The 20,329-nt window shown below is 68.5% G+C and carries 15 protein-coding genes; 10 read left to right on the top strand and 5 right to left on the bottom strand.

Annotated features, from left to right (window positions below):
- Positions 1-144 precede the first annotated feature (144 nt).
- From QFZ69_RS12560 to QFZ69_RS12520, 9 genes are all read left to right on the top strand, one after another.
- Positions 145-2,967: an aconitate hydratase gene (locus tag QFZ69_RS12560; RefSeq protein WP_306918603.1), complete on the top strand. Its 2,823-nt coding sequence runs from the start codon at positions 145-147 to the stop codon at positions 2,965-2,967.
- Positions 2,968-3,188: 221 nt separating this feature from the next.
- A complete protein-coding gene (gene dxs, locus QFZ69_RS12555; RefSeq protein ID WP_306918601.1) occupies positions 3,189-5,162 on the top strand; it encodes a 1-deoxy-D-xylulose-5-phosphate synthase in 1,974 nt (657 codons plus the stop codon).
- Positions 5,163-5,255: 93 nt separating this feature from the next.
- Entirely contained in the window at positions 5,256-5,813 is a 558-nt protein-coding gene (locus QFZ69_RS12550; RefSeq protein ID WP_306918599.1) for a hypothetical protein, read from the top strand.
- A gap of 68 nt (positions 5,814-5,881) precedes the next feature.
- Complete coding sequence (locus QFZ69_RS12545; protein WP_306918597.1) at positions 5,882-6,100, top strand: hypothetical protein; 219 nt, start codon at positions 5,882-5,884, stop codon at positions 6,098-6,100.
- A gap of 38 nt (positions 6,101-6,138) precedes the next feature.
- On the top strand, positions 6,139-7,116 hold the full coding sequence (locus tag QFZ69_RS12540) for an aldo/keto reductase (protein ID WP_306918595.1): 978 nt from the start codon (positions 6,139-6,141) through the stop codon (positions 7,114-7,116).
- Positions 7,117-7,125: 9 nt separating this feature from the next.
- Entirely contained in the window at positions 7,126-8,160 is a 1,035-nt protein-coding gene (locus tag QFZ69_RS12535; protein ID WP_306918593.1) for a nucleoside hydrolase, read from the top strand.
- 114 nt (positions 8,161-8,274) lie between these two features.
- Complete coding sequence (locus QFZ69_RS12530; protein WP_306918591.1) at positions 8,275-9,108, top strand: ECF transporter S component; 834 nt, start codon at positions 8,275-8,277, stop codon at positions 9,106-9,108.
- 3 nt (positions 9,109-9,111) lie between these two features.
- Positions 9,112-9,885, top strand: coding sequence for an energy-coupling factor transporter transmembrane component T (locus QFZ69_RS12525; protein WP_307000155.1), 774 nt, complete (start codon positions 9,112-9,114; stop codon positions 9,883-9,885).
- Positions 9,882-11,381, top strand: a complete 1,500-nt coding sequence (locus QFZ69_RS12520) for an ABC transporter ATP-binding protein (protein WP_306918588.1) — start codon at positions 9,882-9,884, stop codon at positions 11,379-11,381. The genes QFZ69_RS12525 and QFZ69_RS12520 overlap by 4 nt, the downstream gene beginning before the upstream one ends.
- A 35-nt stretch (positions 11,382-11,416) precedes the next feature.
- Here QFZ69_RS12520 and QFZ69_RS12515 read toward each other — a convergent pair whose 3' ends face one another.
- The gene (locus QFZ69_RS12515; protein ID WP_306918587.1) at positions 11,417-12,739 is read right to left on the bottom strand and encodes a glycosyltransferase; all 1,323 of its coding nucleotides are present in this window, start codon (positions 12,737-12,739) and stop codon (positions 11,417-11,419) included.
- 134 nt (positions 12,740-12,873) lie between these two features.
- Between QFZ69_RS12515 and QFZ69_RS12510 the strand changes: the two genes are divergently transcribed.
- Positions 12,874-13,245, top strand: coding sequence for a hypothetical protein (locus QFZ69_RS12510; RefSeq protein ID WP_306918586.1), 372 nt, complete (start codon positions 12,874-12,876; stop codon positions 13,243-13,245).
- A gap of 104 nt (positions 13,246-13,349) precedes the next feature.
- On the opposite strand, the gene QFZ69_RS12505 is transcribed toward QFZ69_RS12510, so the two are convergent.
- The 4 genes from QFZ69_RS12505 to QFZ69_RS12490 all read right to left on the bottom strand — a co-directional run bounded on the left by QFZ69_RS12505 (position 13,350) and on the right by QFZ69_RS12490 (position 20,057).
- On the bottom strand, positions 13,350-15,515 hold the full coding sequence (locus QFZ69_RS12505) for a 3-hydroxyacyl-CoA dehydrogenase NAD-binding domain-containing protein (protein ID WP_306918584.1): 2,166 nt from the start codon (positions 15,513-15,515) through the stop codon (positions 13,350-13,352).
- Positions 15,512-16,759, bottom strand: a complete 1,248-nt coding sequence (locus tag QFZ69_RS12500; protein WP_306919672.1) for an acetyl-CoA C-acyltransferase — start codon at positions 16,757-16,759, stop codon at positions 15,512-15,514. Before QFZ69_RS12500 ends, QFZ69_RS12505 begins: the two co-directional genes overlap by 4 nt.
- 272 nt (positions 16,760-17,031) lie before the next feature.
- Entirely contained in the window at positions 17,032-19,377 is a 2,346-nt protein-coding gene (locus QFZ69_RS12495) for a multicopper oxidase domain-containing protein (protein ID WP_306918583.1), read from the bottom strand.
- On the bottom strand, positions 19,374-20,057 hold the full coding sequence (locus QFZ69_RS12490) for a hypothetical protein (RefSeq protein ID WP_307000153.1): 684 nt from the start codon (positions 20,055-20,057) through the stop codon (positions 19,374-19,376). The genes QFZ69_RS12495 and QFZ69_RS12490 overlap by 4 nt, the downstream gene beginning before the upstream one ends.
- Positions 20,058-20,329 lie beyond the last annotated feature (272 nt).

Genomic DNA, 20,329 nt, shown 5'->3' with positions numbered 1-20,329 from the left:
ACGTCGCGTTCCGTCATCACGGCTGACCTCATGCAATACCCGCCCAACCTCGTCCTGACGGGGCACGGTGCTAGTTAGGCAGGCCTAACTAGCAAGGGGTCTGCGGCGCGACAAAGATGAAACTGTTGCGAGAGGAGCCCTGCGATGAGCATTGTGGACAGCTTCGGTTCAAAAGGCAAACTTAATGTAGCCGGTACCGAATACGAAATTTTCCGGTTGAACTCCGTTGAAGGTGCAGAAAACCTTCCGTTCAGCCTCAAGGTATTGCTTGAAAACCTGCTGAGGACCGAGGACGGCGCCAATATCACGGCCGACCACGTCCGAGCACTGGCCGGCTGGGACCCCAGCGCCCAGCCCGATACTGAAATCCAGTTCACGCCGGCGCGCGTGATCATGCAGGACTTCACCGGCGTTCCCTGCGTTGTGGACCTTGCCACCATGCGTGAGGCCGTCAAGGAACTCGGCGGCGACCCCAAGCGGGTCAACCCGCTGGCGCCCGCGGAAATGGTGATCGACCACTCCGTGCAGATCGACGCCTTCGGCAACTCCGGCGCACTGGAGCGCAATATGGAGATCGAGTACCAGCGCAACGGCGAGCGGTACCAGTTCCTGCGTTGGGGCCAGACCGCGTTTGACGACTTCAAGGTCGTCCCGCCCGGAACCGGCATCGTGCACCAGGTCAACATTGAGTACCTGGCCCGCACGGTCATGACCCGTGAAGTTGACGGCGTGGTCCGGGCCTACCCGGACACCTGCGTCGGCACCGACTCGCACACCACGATGGTCAACGGCCTGGGCGTGCTGGGCTGGGGCGTTGGCGGCATCGAAGCCGAGGCTGCCATGCTCGGCCAGCCCGTCTCCATGCTGATCCCGCGCGTGGTGGGCTTCAAGCTGACCGGTTCCATCCCGGCCGGCGCCACCGCCACCGACGTCGTCCTGACCATCACCGAACAGCTGCGCAAGCATGGTGTCGTGGGCAAGTTCGTCGAGTTCTACGGCGAAGGCGTCGCGGCTGTGCCGCTGGCCAACCGCGCCACGATCGGCAACATGAGCCCGGAGTTCGGCTCCACTGCCGCGATGTTCCCGATCGACGACGTCACCATCGAGTACCTGCGCCTCACCGGCCGCTCCGAGGAGAACGTCGCCCTTGTGGAGGCCTACGCCAAGGAACAGGGCCTCTGGCACGATCCGTCCCACGAGATCAAGTTCTCCGAATACCTTGAGCTGGACCTGTCCACCGTGGTTCCCTCGATCTCCGGCCCGAAGCGTCCCCAGGACCGCATCGTGCTCACCGAGGCCAAGGACGAGTTCCGCCACGACCTGCTCAACTACGTCAAGCACGACGCCGACGCCGGCACCCTGGACGAGTCCCTGGAGGAGACCTTCCCGGCCTCGGACCCGCCCTCGTTTACCCGGTCCGATACCCATGTCACCGATACGGACCGCGAGCCGCCGGTCTATTCGGCAGCACACGGTGCGGCCGGCCGCATTTCCAACGCGGTCAAGGTGACCACCGAAGACGGCCGGGAGTTCGAACTGGACCACGGGGCCGTGGCGATCGCCTCGATCACGTCCTGCACCAACACGTCCAATCCCTCCGTGATGCTGGCCGCCGCACTGCTGGCCCGCAACGCCGTGGACAAGGGCCTGACGTCCAAGCCGTGGGTCAAGACGTCCGTGGCCCCGGGTTCCAAGGTGGTCACCGACTACTACGAGAAGTCGGGCCTGACGCCGTACCTGGAGAAGCTTGGCTTCTACATTGTCGGCTACGGTTGCGCCACCTGTATCGGCAACTCCGGCCCGCTGGATGCCGAGATCTCCGAGGCCGTCCAGGCCAACGACCTGTCGGTCACCGCAGTGCTGTCCGGTAACCGCAACTTCGAAGGCCGGATCAACCCGGACGTGAAGATGAACTACCTGGCCTCCCCGCCGCTGGTCATCGCCTACGCCCTGGCCGGAACCATGGACTTCGACTTCGAGTCGGACGCCCTGGGCAAGGACGACGCCGGCAACGACGTCTTCCTCAGGGACATCTGGCCGAACCCGGTGGAGGTCCAGCAGGTCATTGATTCCTCTATCGACAAGGAAATGTTCGCGCGCGGCTATGCGGGCGTCTTCGACGGCGATGAGCGCTGGAAGTCACTCGATACGCCGGCCGGCGACACCTTCGCTTGGGACCCGAACTCCACCTACGTGCGGAAGCCCCCGTACTTCGAGGGCATGAAGGCGAAGCCGGAGCCGGTCACCGACATCACCGGTGCCCGCGTGCTGCTGAAGCTCGGCGATTCGGTCACCACTGACCACATCTCCCCGGCCGGTTCGTTCAAGTCGGATACCCCGGCCGGACAGTACCTGCTGGCCAACGGTGTGGAGCGCAAGGATTTCAATTCCTACGGCTCACGCCGTGGCAACCACGAGGTCATGATCCGCGGCACCTTCGCGAACATCCGGATCAAGAACCAGCTGCTCGACGGCGTCGAGGGTGGCTTCACCCGGAACTTCATGCAGCCGGAGGGTCCGCAGGCCTACGTCTACGACGCAGCGCAGGACTACCAGGCCGCCGGCACGCCGCTGGTGGTCCTGGCCGGCAAGGAGTACGGCTCCGGCTCGTCCCGTGACTGGGCTGCCAAGGGCACCGCGCTTCTGGGCGTCAAGGCTGTCGTGGCCGAGAGCTACGAGCGCATCCACCGCTCCAACCTGATCGGCATGGGCGTCCTTCCCCTGCAGTACCCCGCCGGGGAAACCGCTGCCAGCCTGGGCCTGACCGGCACGGAGACCTTCGCCGTCGAGGGAGTCACCGCCCTCAACGAAGGCACCACGCCGAAGACCCTCAAGGTCACGGCAACGGCCGAAGACGGTTCCGCCACGTCCTTCGATGCGGTCCTGCGCATCGATACCCCGGGCGAGGCGGACTACTACCGCAACGGCGGCATCCTGCAGTACGTGCTGCGCCAGATCTCCGCGTAGGGCCCCGGGGTAAACCCGGCAGACGCTTTATCGCCGGCTTTACCCGGGGTGCGCGGAGATCGATCTCCGCCAGCTAGCGGAGGCTCCTCCCGGACGGGAGGAACTGCAGCAGGAAGGCCCCGGCCGGTCATTGACCGGCCGGGGCCTTCGCGTTCCGGCGCCCGGGCTGTTCCGGAGGCGTTAGAGTTAAAAGGCATGTCTACCACTCGAAGGAGGGGCCGTTGGGAATCTTGGAGACCGTCCGGAATCCGCAGGACCTGAGCAAGTTGTCCGAGGCGCAGCTGGATCAGCTGGCAGCCGAGGTCAGGGAATTCCTGATCGGCAATGTCTCCCAGACCGGAGGCCACCTCGGCCCGAACCTCGGCGTCGTAGAACTCACCATCGCGGTGCACCGGATCTTCGATTCGCCCCGCGACAGCATCGTTTTCGACACCGGCCACCAGTCCTACGTCCACAAACTCCTCACCGGCCGCCAGGACTTCAGCACCCTCCGCCAGCAGGGCGGACTCTCCGGCTACCCGGACCGCGCCGAGTCGCCGCACGACATCGTGGAAAGCTCGCATGCCTCCTCCTCGCTGTCCTGGGCGGACGGGATCTCACGGGCACGCCGGCTCACCGGCGACGGGGAACGCTACGTCATCGCCGTCGTGGGCGACGGCGCCCTGACCGGAGGCATGGCCTGGGAGGCCCTGAACAACATTGCCGCGGACAAGAAGCGCCGCGTGGTCATCGTCGTCAACGACAACGGCCGCTCCTACGCCCCGACCGTCGGCGGCTTCGCCGATTACCTGGCCTCGTTGCGGCCCACCATCGATTCCTTCCGCGCCACACCCGCGTACGAAGGCATGCTGGACTGGTGGCGCCGGAAGCTGCAGAACGGCGGCACGGTCGGGCAGTTCACCTACCGCAGCCTGCACGCCATGAAAAAAGGCATCAAGGACTGGTGGGCGCCCCAAGGCATGTTCGAGGACCTTGGGATGAAGTACATCGGCCCGGTGGACGGCCACAACCTCCAGGCCATGGAACACGCCCTCTCCACCGCCCGGAACTACGCCGGACCCGTGATCGTCCACGCCATGACCGAGAAGGGCCACGGCTACGCGCCCGCCCGCGCGCACGACGCGGACCAGTTCCACGCGGTCGGCATCATCGATCCGGAAACCGGCGAACCCACCGAGACCGGCGGCGCGAAATCCTGGACGTCCGTTTTCGCCGATGAGATCGCGGACCTCGCCGACGAGCGCAAGGACATCGTCGGCATCACCGGTGCCATGCTGATTCCCGTCGGGCTGCACAAATTCGCCGCCCGGCACCCGGAACGGGTGTTCGACGTCGGCATCGCCGAACAGCACGCGCTCACCTCCGCGGCCGGCATGGCCTTCGGCGGGCTGCATCCGGTGGTAGCCGTCTACGCGACCTTCCTGAACCGCGCCTTCGACCAGCTGCTGATGGACGTCGCCCTGCACAAAGCCGGGGTCACCGTGGTCCTGGACCGCGCCGGTGTCACCGGCCCCGACGGCGCCAGCCACCACGGGATGTGGGACATGGCCATGGTCCAGATCGTTCCGGGGCTGCACCTGGCCGCCCCGCGCGACGCCAGCCGGCTCCGCGAGGAACTGCGTGAGGCCGTAACCATCGGGGACGCGCCGAGCGTCATCCGCTACTCCAAGGGCAGCGTCGGCGCGGAAGTGGACGCCATCGAGCGGCTCAGCGACGGGGTGGACGTGCTCGCGCGGCGCCCCGACGGCTCGACCGAAAACGACGTCCTGATCGTCAGCGTCGGCGCGATGTCCGAACTCGCGCTGGACGTCTCGAACCGGCTCGGAGCCCAGGGCATCAGCTCCACCGTCGTGGACCCCCGCTGGCTGCTGCCCGTCCGGAAGTCCATCATCGCCCTCGCCTCGCACCACCGCCTTGTCGTCTGCATCGAAGACGGCGTGCGGGCCGGCGGTGTGGGCTCGCGGATCCGGCAGGAAATGCGGGCCGCCGGCGTGGACACGGCCTTGAACGAGGTGGGCCTCCCGGTCGAATTCCTCGACCATGGCAGCCGCAGCCAGGTCCTCGAGCGCGTCGGGCTGACCGCCAGGAAGATCACGCACGACGTCGTCGCCCAGGTCCTCGGGACCAAGGTGCCGTTCGCCCGGCCCCTGCCCGGGCAGGAGCACCCCAGCACCGGCAGCCTGCCGCTGCTGTAGCCAGCACGTCTGAACAGCGAATCCAAGAAGCAATACCGTCGCATGGCACCAGCCCTGGTGCCATCGCAGCACGGTCCAGGAAGGAACTGGCACATGAGCGGAATTATCCGGGTCTACAAACGGAATGAAGAAGGGGTCCTCGAGTTCAGGGAAGCCTGGTTTGACGAGGACTACAGCCAGTTCGTGATGAACCACGGCGTTGTAGGGCACCAAAGCAAAACCGAGGAGACCGACGTCGCGGATGCCGCCGCCGCCGAGGGACTGATGGATGCCTTCGCTGTGCAGTGCGCCGAGGACGGCTACGCGGAGATCCCCGAGGAGGACCAGTTCTGGGTCGTGGCCCAGTACGCCCTGAAGACCAAGGACGGCACCGACCGGGACCGCTACCTGGAGGAAAAAGCCAAGGACGCGCTCATCAGCCACCTGGCCTGGCGCGGCCTGGGCGTCGTGGACCGCTCCGAATTCGGCGACTCAAAACTCAACATCTTCTGCCTCACCCCGGACGTCAACAAGACCGTGAACGCCATCAAGGTCTGCATCCGCGGCGAGGATCTCGACTTCACCAAACTCAGCATCGGCGCGGCACCCTTCGGTGACACCGCGTTCAGGCTCAAGCACTCACCCAAGCCGGCCAACAGCTTCAGTTTGTAGTTCCCTCCGTAGTCCGTACTGCTAGTTCACATCAGCTTTGGGGGCAATCGATTGGAAGGCACAACGCCATGACGCCGAAATCCCGTGAACCAGGCCGCACTCCGCTTCCGCGGGGGATTGCGGCGCCGGCCCGGAGGTCCCTGGCGCATGCCGGGGTGGAAACCCTGGAACAGCTGGTGCAACTGGGCGAACGGAGACTCGCCGGCATGCCGGGGGTCTGCCCGCGCACCATGGCACAGCTCCAGGACGCCCTGGACGACCACGGGCTGGATCTTCCGGCCGGCTGACACGGGGGCCTGTCCGCGGCCGTTATAGGCTGAACCCCATGACTGAATACCGCCGTGTGGGAAATTCCGGGCTGACCGTCTCCGTCGTAGGCCTGGGCTGTAACAACCTTGGCCGGTCCCATACGGCGACCGAGTCGCAGGAGGGGACCGACGCTGTCGTGCATGCGGCCCTGGATGCCGGCATCACCTTCTTCGACGTCGCGGACAACTACGGCCGGGAACCGGGCCTCAGCGAAACGATGCTGGGCAAGGCCCTCGCCGGCCGCCGGGACGACGCCGTCATCGGCACCAAGTTCGGCATGGACGTCCGGGGCGCCAACGGCAACGATTTCGGGGCCCGCGGTTCCCGCCGCTATATCATCAAGGCCGCCGAGGCCTCGCTGCGCCGGCTGGGGACGGACTGGATCGACCTCTACCAGTTCCACACTCCGGACCCGCTGACGCCCATCGACGAGACGCTCGCGGCCCTGGAGGAGCTCGTGACGAGCGGCAAGGTCCGCTACCTCGGCCACTCCAACCGCGCCGGCTGGCAGATCGCCGAAGCCGAATTCGTGGCACGGGCACGGGGCGGCTCCCGCTTCATCTCCAGTCAGAACCACTACAACCTGCTGGACCGCCGCGCGGAGCTGGAGGTGACCCCCGCCGCCGAAGCCTACGGACTCGGTGTCCTGCCCTACTTCCCGCTCGCCAACGGGCTGCTGACCGGCAAGTACTCCCAGGGGGCCGCCCCGGCGGGTTCCCGGCTCAGCCACACCCGCACCAACCTGGTGCACGACGCCGACTGGGAGCAGCTGGAGGCGTTCGGCGCCTTCGCCGCCGCCCGCGGCCTCAACGAGATCCAGGTCGCGTTCTCCTGGCTCGCCGCCCGGCCGTCCGTGAGCAGCGTCATCGCCGGCGCCACCCGGCCCGAGCAGGTCCTGCAGAACGCCGCGGCGGTGGCCTGGATTCCCAGCGCCGCGGACCTGGCCGAACTCGACGACCTGTTCCCGCGGACGCCCAAAGTGGCGCTGTTCTAGGGGAACGCTGTGCCCACCCACTCCGTTCTGCTGGACGTCGATACCGGAATCGACGACGCCCTGGCCCTCGTCTACCTGCTGTCGCGCCCGGAAGTGCACATCCAGGCGATCACCTGCACGGCCGGCAACGTAGGCGCCCGGCAGGTGGCCCTGAACAACCTGGCGCTGCTGGAGCTGTGCGGCCGGCCCGGGATCGAAGTGGCCATCGGCGCCGAGGTGCCGCTGGAAATTCCGCTGGTCACCACCGAAGAAACACACGGCCCGCAGGGGATCGGCTACGCCGAGCTTCCGGCTCCCCGCCAAGCGATCTCGGCCCGGCACGCCGTCGACGTCTGGGTGCAGGAGGCCCGCGCGCATCCGGGGGAGCTGACCGGCATCATTACCGGGCCGCTGACAAACTTTGCGCTGGCCCTGCGCCGGGAACCGGAACTGCCGCGGTTGCTCAAGGACCTGGTCATCATGGGCGGCTGCTTCAACTACCAGGGCAACACCACTCCCACGGCGGAATGGAACGTCTCGGTCGACCCGCACGCCGCGAAGGAGGTCTTCACGGCCTACCGTGGAGCGCCCGAGGACCGGCTGCCGCTGGTGTGCGCACTGGAAACCACGGAGCTGATCGAACTGCGGCCGGAACACCTGCAACGCCTGGCCGAGGCGGCCGGCGCGCCGCCGGAACCGGTCCTGCCGGAGCAGCCGGCCGGCCAGCGCAGCACCTCGCCGAACCCGCTCGTGGCCTGCCTGTCGGACGCGATCCGGTTTTATCTGGAATTCCACCGGCAATACGACCAGGGCTACGTGGCGCACATGCACGATGCCTTCGCGGCCTGCGCCGCCGTCGGACGTACCCCGGTGCTCACCCGGCTGGCCACGGTCGACGTCGAAACGTCCTCCGCGATGCTCAGGGGCACCACGGTGGCGGACTACCGGGGGCTGTGGGGCTTGCCGCCCAACGCCCGGATCGTCGCCGCCAACGATCCGGACCAGTGTTTTGACGAACTGATCACCTCCGTGGGCGCCTTGGCCCGGGAGATCGGGCGGGGCTAGCTGGCCTGTCCGCGGTCCGTGGTGGGAGCACGACCTCCCGCTCGCTAGGATGGTAGCTGCGCCGAGGTGACATAGGCGGATGTTGCAGCTACCCCAGCCGAAGGACCCTTTTCCATGTCACAGCCGTCCCTGACCCACCCTGCCTCCGGCCCCGCGTCTGGAACGGCGGCCGGCCGACGCCGCCGCCTGCTGGAACTTGCCGGCGCCGCCGCCATCGCGGCCACCTACGTCTTCCTGGTGCTCACCCAGCCCGCGGACATCGCCAACGGCCCGGCCAGCTTCTCGGCCCTGGTGGCGCTGGGCGGATTCCTGCTCGGCGCCATGCTGCTGATCGCCGCCGTGCTGCCGGTGCTCCCCACCTCCACCCTGGTCCTGATGCCGGTGGCGCTGGTGCTGAACGTGGTCCTGGGCCAGCTCATGGGCGCCACCGGACTGCCGTTCTACTTTGACGCGATCGGCACCGTCCTGATCGCCGTCCTCGCCGGCCCGGCGGCAGGTGCCGCCACGGGTGCGCTGAGCAGCATCGTGTGGTCCTTCTTCAACCCGACGGTCCTGCCGTTCGCGGCCGGCGCGGCGCTGATCGGCTTCCTGGCCGGCGTCGCCGCCCGCGGTGGACTGTTCCGCCGCTTCTACCTCGCGCCGGTCGCCGGTTTCCTCACCGGTGTCCTCGCCGGCGTCGTCTCCGCCCCGATCGCGGCCTTCGTCTTCGGCGGCACGGCAGGCGTGGGCACCGGGGCGATCGTCAGCGCCTTCCGCGCCATGGGCGACACCCTGCTCGCCGCCATCACCAAGCAGGCTCTGATCTCAGACCCCATGGACAAGGCGATCGTCTTCACCATCGCCGCGCTGCTCGTCTACGCCCTGCCGCGCCGCACGACCTACCGGTTCCCCTTCGTCCGGCGCTTCCGGGTGCTTGCCGGCAAGGCACCGGGAACGCCCGAAGCCTGAGCCGTGCCCCCTGGAAGCACTCGCTCCGGCCTCCACCCGTTTACTGCACTGACCGTGGCCGTCAGCGCAGCCATCATTACGACGGCGGCGGCCAGCTGGCCGCTGTCGCTGGCGGTGACGCTGAGTGCGGGACTGCTGGCCGGGCTGGCCGGGGTGGCGCGCCGGGTGCTGGCCGCCGCCGCGGTCATCCTGGTTCCTTTCGGGCTCTCGCTGCTGATGCTGCACGGCCTCTTCTTCCCGGAGGGCCGTACCGTCCTCGCCGCCTGGGGACCGGCGAGGGTCACCGCGGAAGGGCTGGGCTTCGCCCTGGAAGCAGGAACGCGCACCGCAGCCTGGGTACTCGTGCTGCTCCTGTTCTCCTTCACCGTCAGCGTCCCGGATCTCGTCGCCGCCCTCACCGCACGCCGGGTGCCCCGGCAGCTCAGCTATATCCTGGCATCCACCCTGACCCTGTTGCCCGCCGTTGCACGCAGGCTCGACCGTATCCAACAAGCGCAGCAAGCCCGCGGCCTGGTGCTACGCGGCGGACTCCTGTCCCGGCTCGCGGCCGTCCGGCTGCAGATGGTGCCGCTGGTGCTGGGGCTGATCGAAGATGCCGGCAGCCGCTCCCAGGCGCTGGACGCGCGCGGCTTTGCCCGGCCGGGACCACGGACAAGCTACCGGACCCTGACGGACCCGCCGGCGCAGCGCCGGCTCCGTGCCGCAGCCCTGCTGCTCGCGGCAGCGGCGGTCCTGCTCCGCGTGGCCACCTCCTGGCCGGGATTGGGAAAACCATGAACAATCCGCTGCTGAGTGCCGATATCACCGGCTTCACCTTCCACGGCGACGATGTCCCGACGCTGCATCGGCTTGGAATCAGCGTGGCCGGCGGGACCCTGACAGCGGTCCTGGGCGGGTCCGGAAGCGGCAAATCCACCCTGGGCAGGCTCCTCGGCGGCTGGCTCCGGCCCGGGGACGCCGGCGACCTGCGCGGCCGCCTGACACTCGCCGGCAGCACGCTGGAGTTCCGGGGCGGGTCCGGTGATCCGCGGATCGACGCCGCCGCCTGGTCCGGGCGGGTGGCCTACGTCCCGCAGGACCCGGCGTCCATGCTTTCCACGGTAAGCGCCACCGTCGCCGAAGAACTGGCCTTCGGCCTGGAAAACCGCGGCACACCCCGGCCGGAGATGCTCCAGGAGGTAGGGCGAAACGCCGAAGTCCTTGGCCTCACCGCGCTGTTGGACCGCGACCCGGCCACGCTGTCCGGCGGCGAACTGCGCCGGCTGGCGCTGGGGTGCGCCCTCATAACCCGTCCCGACGTGCTGATCCTGGACGAGCCCGTGGCGTCGCTGGATGCCGACGGCGCGGCGCAGCTCCGGACGCTGGTCCGCGGGCTGACCGCCGCGGGGACCGCCGTCGTGCAGCTCAGCCAAAGCGCGGACGAACTGGCCCGGTCCGCCGATCACTGGGTTGTGCTCGACGCCGGGACGGTAACGGCCGCCGGGCGCCCCGGCGTCGTGGCAGCCTCGCCGCAGCTCGCCGCGACGGGGGTCGTCGTGGTGGCGCCCCCGGGGAGCGCACAGCCAACCCGGGCCGCCCTGCCGCCGGCGGGGGCCGGCGACCGCGTCCCGCAGCTGGACGTCAGGGGCCTGTCCTTCGGATATCCCGCTCCCGACGCCCCGTACCGGCGGCAACTCCTCGCAGGCCTTGACCTGGTGGTACGGGCGGGGGAGACCGTGGCCATCACCGGCCCGAACGGTGCGGGCAAATCGACCCTGTTGCGTTCCCTCAACGGCCTGCTCAGGCCGACTGCCGGGGAAATACGGATCCGCGGGGGCAGCATCGCCGGCGTCCCCGCCGGGACGCTGGCCGCGGAGATCGGCCTGCTGTTCCAGCACCCGCGTGACCAGCTCTTTGAACGGACCGTGCTGCGGGAAGTGAGCTTCGGGCTCCGTAAGCTGTTGGGCCGCGAGCGTGCCGTGGCGAGGGCAGCGGAAGCGCTGGCCGCCGTCGGGCTGGCCGGCGCCGCCGACGCGCACCCCGCGGAGCTGGCCTCCTCGCAGCAGCGGCTGCTCGCCCTGGCCACCGTGCTGGCCCGGGACCCTGCCGTGCTGGCGCTGGACGAACCCACCGTCGGGCTGGACCGGCACGGGCTCGAGGCCCTGCAGGCCGCCGCCGAAGCCGCGGCCGCGCGGGGCGCCGCCATCGTGCTGGTCACGCACGACCTCGGCTATGCGCACAGGACAGCACGCCGGGTGCTGGAGCTCAGGGACGGCAGGCTGACGGACGCTTGATTTCCGGCGGCGATGCCAGGGCGGCCGGTATCCCTTTACTCGCGTTCCACCGGACTGCCGCTGCAGACGTCCGCCACCAGGTCGGCCAGCCCGTCCACGCCGCGCGAGGCACGGATCGCGCTGCCGATCCGGCTGCTCGCTTCCCGGTAGGAGCTGTCGGACAGGACGGCGCGGACTGCTCTGGCGACGGCTTGGGGCCTGGCCCGGTTGGTCCGCAGGTTGATTCCGGTGCCCGACCAGGCCACGCGGGCGCACACTTCGGGCTTTTCCTCGGTCTGGCCTGCCACGACCAGCGGCACGCCGTGCCGGAGCGCGAACTGCACTCCGCCGTAGCCTCCGTTGGTGACCAGGACGTCGGTCCTGGGCAGCAGTTCGTCGTAGGGCAGGTAGGAGGCGACCCGGACGTTGTCCGGCAGCGGGCCGGAGAGCGTGTCCACCGGACGGCCGCCGGTGCTGACCACGACGAGGACGTCGTCCTGCGCCAGGCCCTCGACGGTGGGACGGACCAGGTCGTCGAAGTCCCTGTTCGCGACGGTTCCCTGGGTGACGTGGACAACCGGGCGGCCGGCGTCGAGATCATCCCACCATGGCGGCAGCGTGGCCGCGCCGGAAGCGCCGGTGGACCCCTTGCCGCCGGAAGACACCGGACCGACGAAGTGGACCGTTCCGGGAAGGTCGGAGCGCGGGTATTCGAAATCCGGAACGGTGAACTGGGCGATACGGTCGGCGGCGCGGGGCCAGTCCATGAAGAAGGTCGGGAATGGCGAGCCGGTGACGTCCCGGGCGACGTGGTCGGCGTACTTCTGCACCGGACCGAAGACCACCCTTTCGGTCAGGGTCTGCAAGGCGCGGTTCCGAACCCGCCCCAGCAATCCCGGCATCGGGGGAATGCCCAGCCCGTACGGGGCGGTGTCCCGGCTGGCCAGGCTCAGCGGGACGATGCCGCAGTTGATGACCGCGGGCCGGCCGGACCGTGGTCCGGCCAGCAGCAACGCCGCGCCCATGAAGAGTGATTCGGCCAGGACAGCGTCGACCGGGCGCACCGCGGACGCGGCGAGGATGGCTTCATACTGAGCCCTGCCCGGACGCATGAAAATCTCCTGGATATCGAAGCGGATCCCTTTTGGCCCCTTCAGGCCGATGCGCCCGGGAAAGGCATCATCCAGGCGGCTGTCATCAAAATCCGCCTCCGGTGGCAGCGGGATGAAGGAGGCACCGGTCCGGGCGACCTGGTCCTCGAAGCGCCGACCGGCCAGGAATCGGACACCGTGCCCGTGTTCGACCAGGCCGGCGGCAACCGCGAGCATCGGCGTGACGTGGCCGACCAAGGGGCTGGAGCAGACGAGTACCGATGCCATGGTGTCTCCTTGCTGGGTGGTTGTGTTGTCCCAGTTTTCATTGCTGTGGGCAGTAGTCAATATGGCAAGGGAAACTACCAGTCCGCGGCGCTACCGTTCCGCACTGCCATCCTCGAGGTGCCGAGGCGCAGGCAGTGCTCGCCCAGGAGAATGTGAGGGATGGACTGTTGGGCCTGGCCTCCTTCGCCGCGGAACTCAATGGCAGGATAGGCCAGTTGTGGCAGGCGACGGCGGCTGCCGCACAGGGCGACCCGGACATCGCTTCCGCGCATGCCGGCCTGCAGGAGCGGATCCGTGCGGACTTCGTGACCATCGCCCGCTTGCTGAAGCAGCGCGCGGGGCTGCGGACGGATGTTCCGGTGGAAGAGGTGGCGCTGACGCTCTGGCTTCTCACGTCCCCCTATCAGTATGAACACCTGGTGGTGCAGGCCGGGTGGACGGAGGAGCGCTACATCGCCTGGCTGCAGCGGGTCCTTCTCGAGGCGGCGCTGGCGCCCGGAGAGTGATGGCCGGGAGCTGTGTTCCCGTGCTGCCGCACACGGCAACGGCCGCCACCCGGAGCGCCACAGTCGTGGGACCGAACGGCGGCTGTCGCCGGCAGCGGCGGGCTTTACGCGGCTGGCCCGGACGCCACCCCCGGCGTCTGGAACTTCCTGCCGGTGACCCGCTCGGAGGCGCCGACCCGGTCCAGATAGGGAGTGATGCCGCCGAGGAACATCGGCCAGCCCGCGCCGAGGATCATACACAGATCGATGTCCTCGGGGCCCGCCACGACGCCCTCATCGAGCATCATCCCGATTTCCTCCGCCAGCGCATCCTGCGTCCGGCGCAGCACATCCTCGCCGGTGGACGGCGTGTTGCCGAAGGACATCAGGGCCAGGGTCTCGGCCGGAATGAACGGCTTGCCGTCCGGGCCGTTCCCGGGTGCCCAGATGGACTTCACACCGTTGTCGATGAGCTTCTGCAGGTTCTGCGAGACCGGGAAGCGGCCCCCGAAGGCAGCGTGCAGGGATTCCTGGACGTGCTGCGCCACCGGCAGCCCTACCATGGCGCCGAGCGTGAACGGCGTCATTGGCAGGCCCATCGGGCGCAGGGCATTGTCCGCCACCCCGGCGGGAGTGCCCTCGTCGAACGCCGCAGTCACTTCGCCCATCAGGCGCAGCAGGATGCGGTTGACCACGAAGGCCGGGGCGTCCTTGACGAGCACGGCGGTCTTGTTGAGTCCCTTGGCGAGCTCGAAGGCGGTGGCCAGCGCGGCGTCGTCGGTCGCAGGCGCGCGGACGATCTCCAGCAGCGGCATCACGGCCACCGGGTTGAAGAAGTGGAACCCCACCAGCCGCTCGGGGTGCCGCAGCTCCCCGGCCATCGCGGTGACGGAAAGCGAGGAGGTGTTGGTGGCGAGGATGCACTCGGGTGAGACGATCGCCTCGAGTTCCTTGAAGACCTGCTTCTTGACGGTGAGTTCCTCGAACACCGCCTCGATCACAAAATCGGCGTCGGCGAAGGCGTCCTTGGACACCGAACCGGTCACGAGGGCACGCGTCCGGTTGGCGGCGTCGGGACTGATCCGCTTCTTGGCCAGCAGCTTGTCCACCTCGGCGTGGACATAGCCCACGCCCTTGTCCACCCGGGCCTGGTCAATGTCCGTCAGCACCACGGGCACCTTGAGCTGGCGGGCGAAAAGCAGTGCGAGCTGGCTGGCCATCAGGCCCGCGCCCACGACGCCGATCTTGGTCACCGGGCGCGCGAGCTTGCGGTCCGGGGCGCCGGCCGGGCGCTTGGAGCGCCGCTGCACGAGGTCCAGGAAGGCGTAGACGGTGGAGCGGAACTCGTCGGTCTGCATGAGGTCCGCCAGGGTCTCGCATTCGAGTGCGGCGGACTGGGCCTGCGTCATGGTGCGGTTGGCTTCCATCACGTCCAGGACCTTGGCCGGCGCCGGTGAGGCGTTCGAGGTCTTGGCCTCCACGAAGGCGCGGCCGGCGGCGACGGCCCGCGCCCAGCGTTCGGCAACCCCCGGGCTGGAAGGGTCGACGGCGTTGGCACGTTCCGGCGCCGCGGTGCCGGCGATGACCTGCGCGGCCCACCCGAGGGACTGCTCCACGAAGTCGGCGGGCTCGAAGATTGCGTCGGCCATGCCGAGCTCGTAGGCCTGCGGCCCGGTGAGGGTGCGGTTGTTGCTCAGCGGGTTCTCGATCATCACCTTGAGGGCGTTCTCGGGACCGATCAGCCGCGGCAGGATGTACACGCCGCCCCAGCCCGGGATGAGGCCGATGAAGGCCTCGGGCAGGGCCAGCGCGCCGGCGCCGGTGGACACCGTGCGGTAGGTCGACTGCAGTGCGATTTCCAGGCCGCCGCCGAGGGCGAGACCGTTGATGAAGGCGAAGCTGGGGACTCCGAGGTTGGCCAGGGTGGCATAGACGTCGTGGCCCAGCCGGGCCATCCGCAGCCCGTCGTCGCGGCCGTTGAGGGACTTCACCGTGGACAGGTCCGCCCCGGCCGCCAGGAAGTACGGCTTGCCGGTGACGCCGACGCCGACGATCTCGCCGCGGGCGGCGCGCTCCTTCAGTCCTTCCAGGATGGTGCCCAGTTCGATCAGGGTGTTCGGGCCCAGCGTGGTCGGCTTGGAGTGGTCCAGCCCGTTGTCCAGGGTGACCAGGGCGAAGGTGCCGGGGCTCGTGCCGTCGACGGGGGGCAGCTCTATGTCCTGGACGTAGGAGTGGGTGACCGTCTCGTTCGGGAAGAGATCGGCCAGCTGGCGGAAATCGGCGGCGCTCATGCTGCGGCTCCAGTCTCGGTGGTGGTGGTCTCGGCGGCTTCGGCGTCTGCAGTACCGACGGCTTCGCCGTACTCGGCGTGGTGCGGGTTCTCCCAGATGACGGTGGCTCCCATGCCCAGTCCGATGCACATTGTGGTCATGCCGAAGCGCACGGAGGGATCCTCCTCGAACTGGCGGGCCAGCTGGTTCATCAGCCGCACCCCGGAGGACGCCAGCGGGTGCCCGACGGCAATCGCTCCGCCGTAGCGGTTGACCTGCGGGTCGTCGTCGGCGATGCCGAAGTGGTCCAGGAAGCTGAGCACCTGGACGGCGAAGGCCTCGTTGATTTCGAAGAGGCCGATGTCCGCGATGCCGAGGCCGGCGTTCCTGAGCGCCTTTTCGGTGGCCGGGACCGGTCCGATGCCCATGACTTCGGGTTCGACCCCGGCATAGGCGTAGCTGACCAGCCGCATGCGAACCGGCAGGCCCAGCTCCTCGGCGGCCTCAGCGGAAGCGAGCAGGGCCGCCGTGGCGCCATCGTTGAGGCCGGCGGCATTGCCGGCGGTGACCCGGCCATGGGCCCGGAACGGGGTCTTCAACGCGGCGAGGTCATCCAGCGACGTTCCCGGCCGCGGCGGCTCGTCCACGGTGTTGACCGTCCAGCCCTGGCCGGGCTTCATGGTGGCGACCGGGACCAGGTCCGGCTGGATCTGGCCGTTGGCGTAGGCGGTCGCCAGCTTGTCCTGGGACGCGACGGCGTAGGCGTCGGTGCGGTCCTTGGTGATGGCCGGGAAGCGGTCGTGCAGGTTCTCGGCCGTGTTGCCCATGTTCAGGGCGGCCGGGTCCACGATCCGTTCGGACAGAAAGCGCGGGTTGGGGTCCGCGCCGGCGCCCATCGGGTGGTTGCCCATGTGCTCGACACCGCCGGCGATCACGACGTCGTAGGCGCCGAAGCCGATGCCGCTCGCCGTCGTGGTCACGGCGGTCATCGCGCCGGCGCACATCCGGTCGATCGCGAAACCCGGGACGGTGCGGGGGAGGCCGGCCAGCAGGGCGGCGCTGCGTCCGATGGTCAGGCCCTGGTCGCCGGTCTGGGTGGTGGCGGCGATGGCGACCTCGTCGATGCGGTCTGCGGGCAGGGACGGGTTGCGGCGCATCAGTTCCCGGATGCATTTGACCACGAGGTCGTCGGCGCGGGTTCCGGCGTAGATGCCTTTCTCGCCCGCGCGGCCGAAGGGGGTGCGGACGCCGTCGACGAAGACGATATCGCGGACGGCGCGGGGACCTGCGGTGCGGGGATTCGCGCTGCTGGGTTTTCCGCTACTGGGTTTTCCGCTGCTGCGGGCTTGGCTCACGTGGTACTCCTCATTGAGACATGGGTGCCGGACCGGGGCCGGTGGCAGCGGGAGCCAACGGCGCCATCGTCCAGGCGGTATCAGTCACTATGTTACTCATGAGTAATATAGCTGGCAAGGTGTCCAGCCGCAGGCCGTTGCACGGGGCCAGCGAGACCGGGCCGTGCCGGCAGTGCGGGCTCCTAGGCCGCGGTGACGGCGACGGTCCGGGTGGCCAGGATCCTTCCCGTGATCCAGTGCACGTAGTCGATGGCGACGGTGTAGCGCCCTGCAGCCGGCGGGCGCAGCAGGAAATCAAACTTCTCTGCCGCACCGGACCTGATGATGCTCGTGAGCAGCGGCTGGCCGGCCAGCGAGGGCTGTACGGCGGGGCCGGTCGGATTGGGAGTATTCCAGAAAGGGCGGCCGTCGTGGGCGATGAGTTCGGCAATGTTCGCCGGTTTGCCGGCCGCGTCCAGGAACCGTGTGCGGGTCGGGAAGTAGTCGACGTTCACCATGCGCACCAGGGTCGGGGCGTTGCGGCCGCCGGCAACGTTGGCTCGCATCGCGGAGACCGCCCATACCCTGTCGCCTCTGGGGCGGTTGGCGACCGTGCCGCCGAGGAGAACAAAGTGTTTGGGCTCGAAGCGGTTGAGGCCCGCGTCGTCTCCGGACAAACCGGCCGCATGGTTCAGCTCGTGCCAGCGCGCGTCGATCGAGAACGGCGCGATCAGAGTCTCTGTCGCGATGTCGTAGAGTGGCCCGTCCACCGAATGGCGGCGGGTCCCCGGTGGCGGCGGGGAGGTTTTGCTGACTGGGGGATCGACGATGATCGGCCCGAACATTCCCATTTGGACGTGCAGCGGGGTGTTGACGTGGCAGTGGTAGAAGTAGGTTCCGGAGGAGCCGCGGTTGGGGTTCCCGGACTCGCCGACCTCCGGCCTCCACTGGTACGTGTAGTGCCCGGTGACTTCGAACGAGGTGTGGCCGACGCCGTCGTTCCGCGGGTCGGGTTCGATGCCGTGCCAATGGATGGTGTGGACCTTTTTGCTGGGTTTGACGGTTCCATGGAACAACTGGCCCTCCGTGAGCCGCAACAAGGGGCCGGGGAGTCCGCGCCCCGACTTGCCATTCTCGAAGCTCCAGATTTCGTGTTCGGAGCCGTTCGGGAACTTCAATTTCCTGCTGAAGAAGTCGAATTCCATGGTGACGTCGGGACGCAGGGCAAACTGGGTTTCGGGGCTTCCCTCATGGGGTTGTTCGGAGGCGAATTCCACCTGGCTCCGGTACTTGTGGTGGCCGTCCGCCGCGGTGCCGGGAAGACCCGATTCAGGGCTCGAGTCCGCGGCCAGTACCCAGTCGGCGACGAGACCGCCGGGGTAGAGGCCGCCGGCAGCTGTCTGTGAGGGCTCCGCATGGCAGTGCATCGGATAAGTCCAGTCGCCAGTCCTGGCCTTCCATACTTCGTCCACCACCTCGGGCGGCCGCCGGACCGGAAGCACTGACTCCTTTCGGTCCAGCGGAGCCAGTTGAACGGTGTCCTCCCACTGCTGGAGCAGGACGTCCCCCGTCGCGCTGACCCGTCCACCGGAACGGGGAAAGTCAACGCCGTTGGCGCGCACGGTCCAGACGTGGTTGCCGTGGAAGTGCAGCTGATGGTCCACGATCCCCGCGTTGACCATTCTCATCAGCTGGCCGGTGCGGACGGCGCCGGGGCCGGGCGAGGCGCTGAAATTCCGCACGTCAGTGTCGCGCGGATGGCCCGAGGGCAGGGTGTCCTGCTTCCGTCGTTCGTTCAATACGTCATCTGTGGTGGCTCCCAGCGACTGGAAACCCGCGTACCCGTTGACGGTGAAGTACCGTGGCACGGCCGGTGTTGAGGCCGGATTCACGGTTTGGCCGCGGGAAGCGATGCGGGCCCAGCCAGGATCCACGTCGTGGCACAACCATAGCCACTGGCGCTCAAACTCCGTCCCGCCGGGGGAGAGCTGCCAGGCATTGCGGGGGTCTATGACCACGAGTCCGCCGTAGAGGCCCAGGGTCCGTTCCACGGGATCGTTGCCCGGGTCCGAGAACAGGTAGGTTCCAGGCGGCGGTGCCGTGAACTCAAGGAGGCGTGAAGCTCCCGGAGCTACCGGGCCCGTCCCGACATCCCCGCCGGTTGGGCCGGCGCTATGGAACCGGAGTTCGTGCGGCTGCGAAAGATGGTTGCGCACGATCACCCGGATGGTGCTGCCGGTCTCGGCTATGAGGGTCCGGTCCGGAAAATAGCTGGCCCAGTGTCCCCTCCTCGCCAGGTACTCTCCGGGATGCGCCGGGTCCGGCAGCAGCGGTGCGGGCCTGCCGTGCGGCGGCAAGGCGGCGGCCAGCGGATAGGTCCTGCTGGCCACAGCCTGCCCGGCGGCCGTGAAGACCCGGGGACTCAGAACCAGCGATGGCAGCGCGTCCGACACCGTGGTGCGGCGCTCGCCGAAGCCCCGGTGATACACCAGAGAGCCGTCCACCATCGGCACGTAACCTTCGTTGATGTGGATGTCCAAGGTGTTCATGGCCGCGCCCCGTTCGCCGTCAGGGCGGGCAGCGAAAGCGGCAGGGTCCGGTCCTGATGCTCGTCCGAGTACTCCAGCTCCAGGTCCAGGGAATCCCGCGGCGCCAGGTAGCTGATCAGAATGTGCTCGGTGCCATGCGGAGCGAGGGGGCCCGGGGCGCGGTCGGAGTCCTGTGGGGTAATTGTTGTAGCTGGCGATCTCAGCTTCAAACGAAGCTGCCCCGGGCTGAACAGGACCGGCTGGGGCCCGGCGTTCTGAAGCTGTACTTCCAGCAACACGACGTCCGCCCACGTAAGGTTCACCGGTTCCGGCCCCGCCGGATCCTCGAAGGTTTCGGCGTCGTGGCCGTGGCCGGCGCCGCCCAGGTCTTCCCTGGTGCTGACCCGCCGGAACTGGGTGCCGCTCCCGGGACCGGTGCCTTCCGTGATGTGCGAAGCTGCTGCCGCCAGACTCTTGAAGGCGGTTCGGCCCTGGGCATCCAGGCGCGCAAGTCGCCCGGCACGGACCACGGTCAGGGATCCGAATGCTGTGGCGACGCCGGGGGTCGTGTGCTGCGGACTTCGCGCGACAACGCCGTAGGTGCCTCCCGCCAGCAGCAGGAAAGCGCCGCCGCCCAGCACCAATCCGAACTGGCGGCGGCTCAAGCCCCGATCTGTGAACTGGCTGGTACGAGAATGCATGAGGCCCCGATTCCTTCGCGGATTTCGCTCATCCTGATCGCAGCCGCCTAGGGAAACCTTGTAGGTAGCTAGGGACAGCTCCTGCGCGGAGTGCGGGTGCGGACCAGGGCTGCCGACCCTGCGGCCAGGCGCAGCAACCCCGCGTCAAGTCCGAGGACGGCGAGCTGTTCTCCGCGGCGGCCGTGGCCGGCGTGGCTGGGGACCCGACAGCTAGGACACAGTCGACGCGAGGCAGGGGAGGGTGGAGAAACCCTGGACCGGAACGACCGACG

This window comes from Arthrobacter sp. V1I7 (genome assembly GCF_030817015.1).
Lineage (GTDB): Bacteria > Actinomycetota > Actinomycetes > Actinomycetales > Micrococcaceae > Arthrobacter.
Note: the sequence above shows the minus strand (reverse complement) of the source record. Positions and strands in the feature narration are given on the sequence as shown.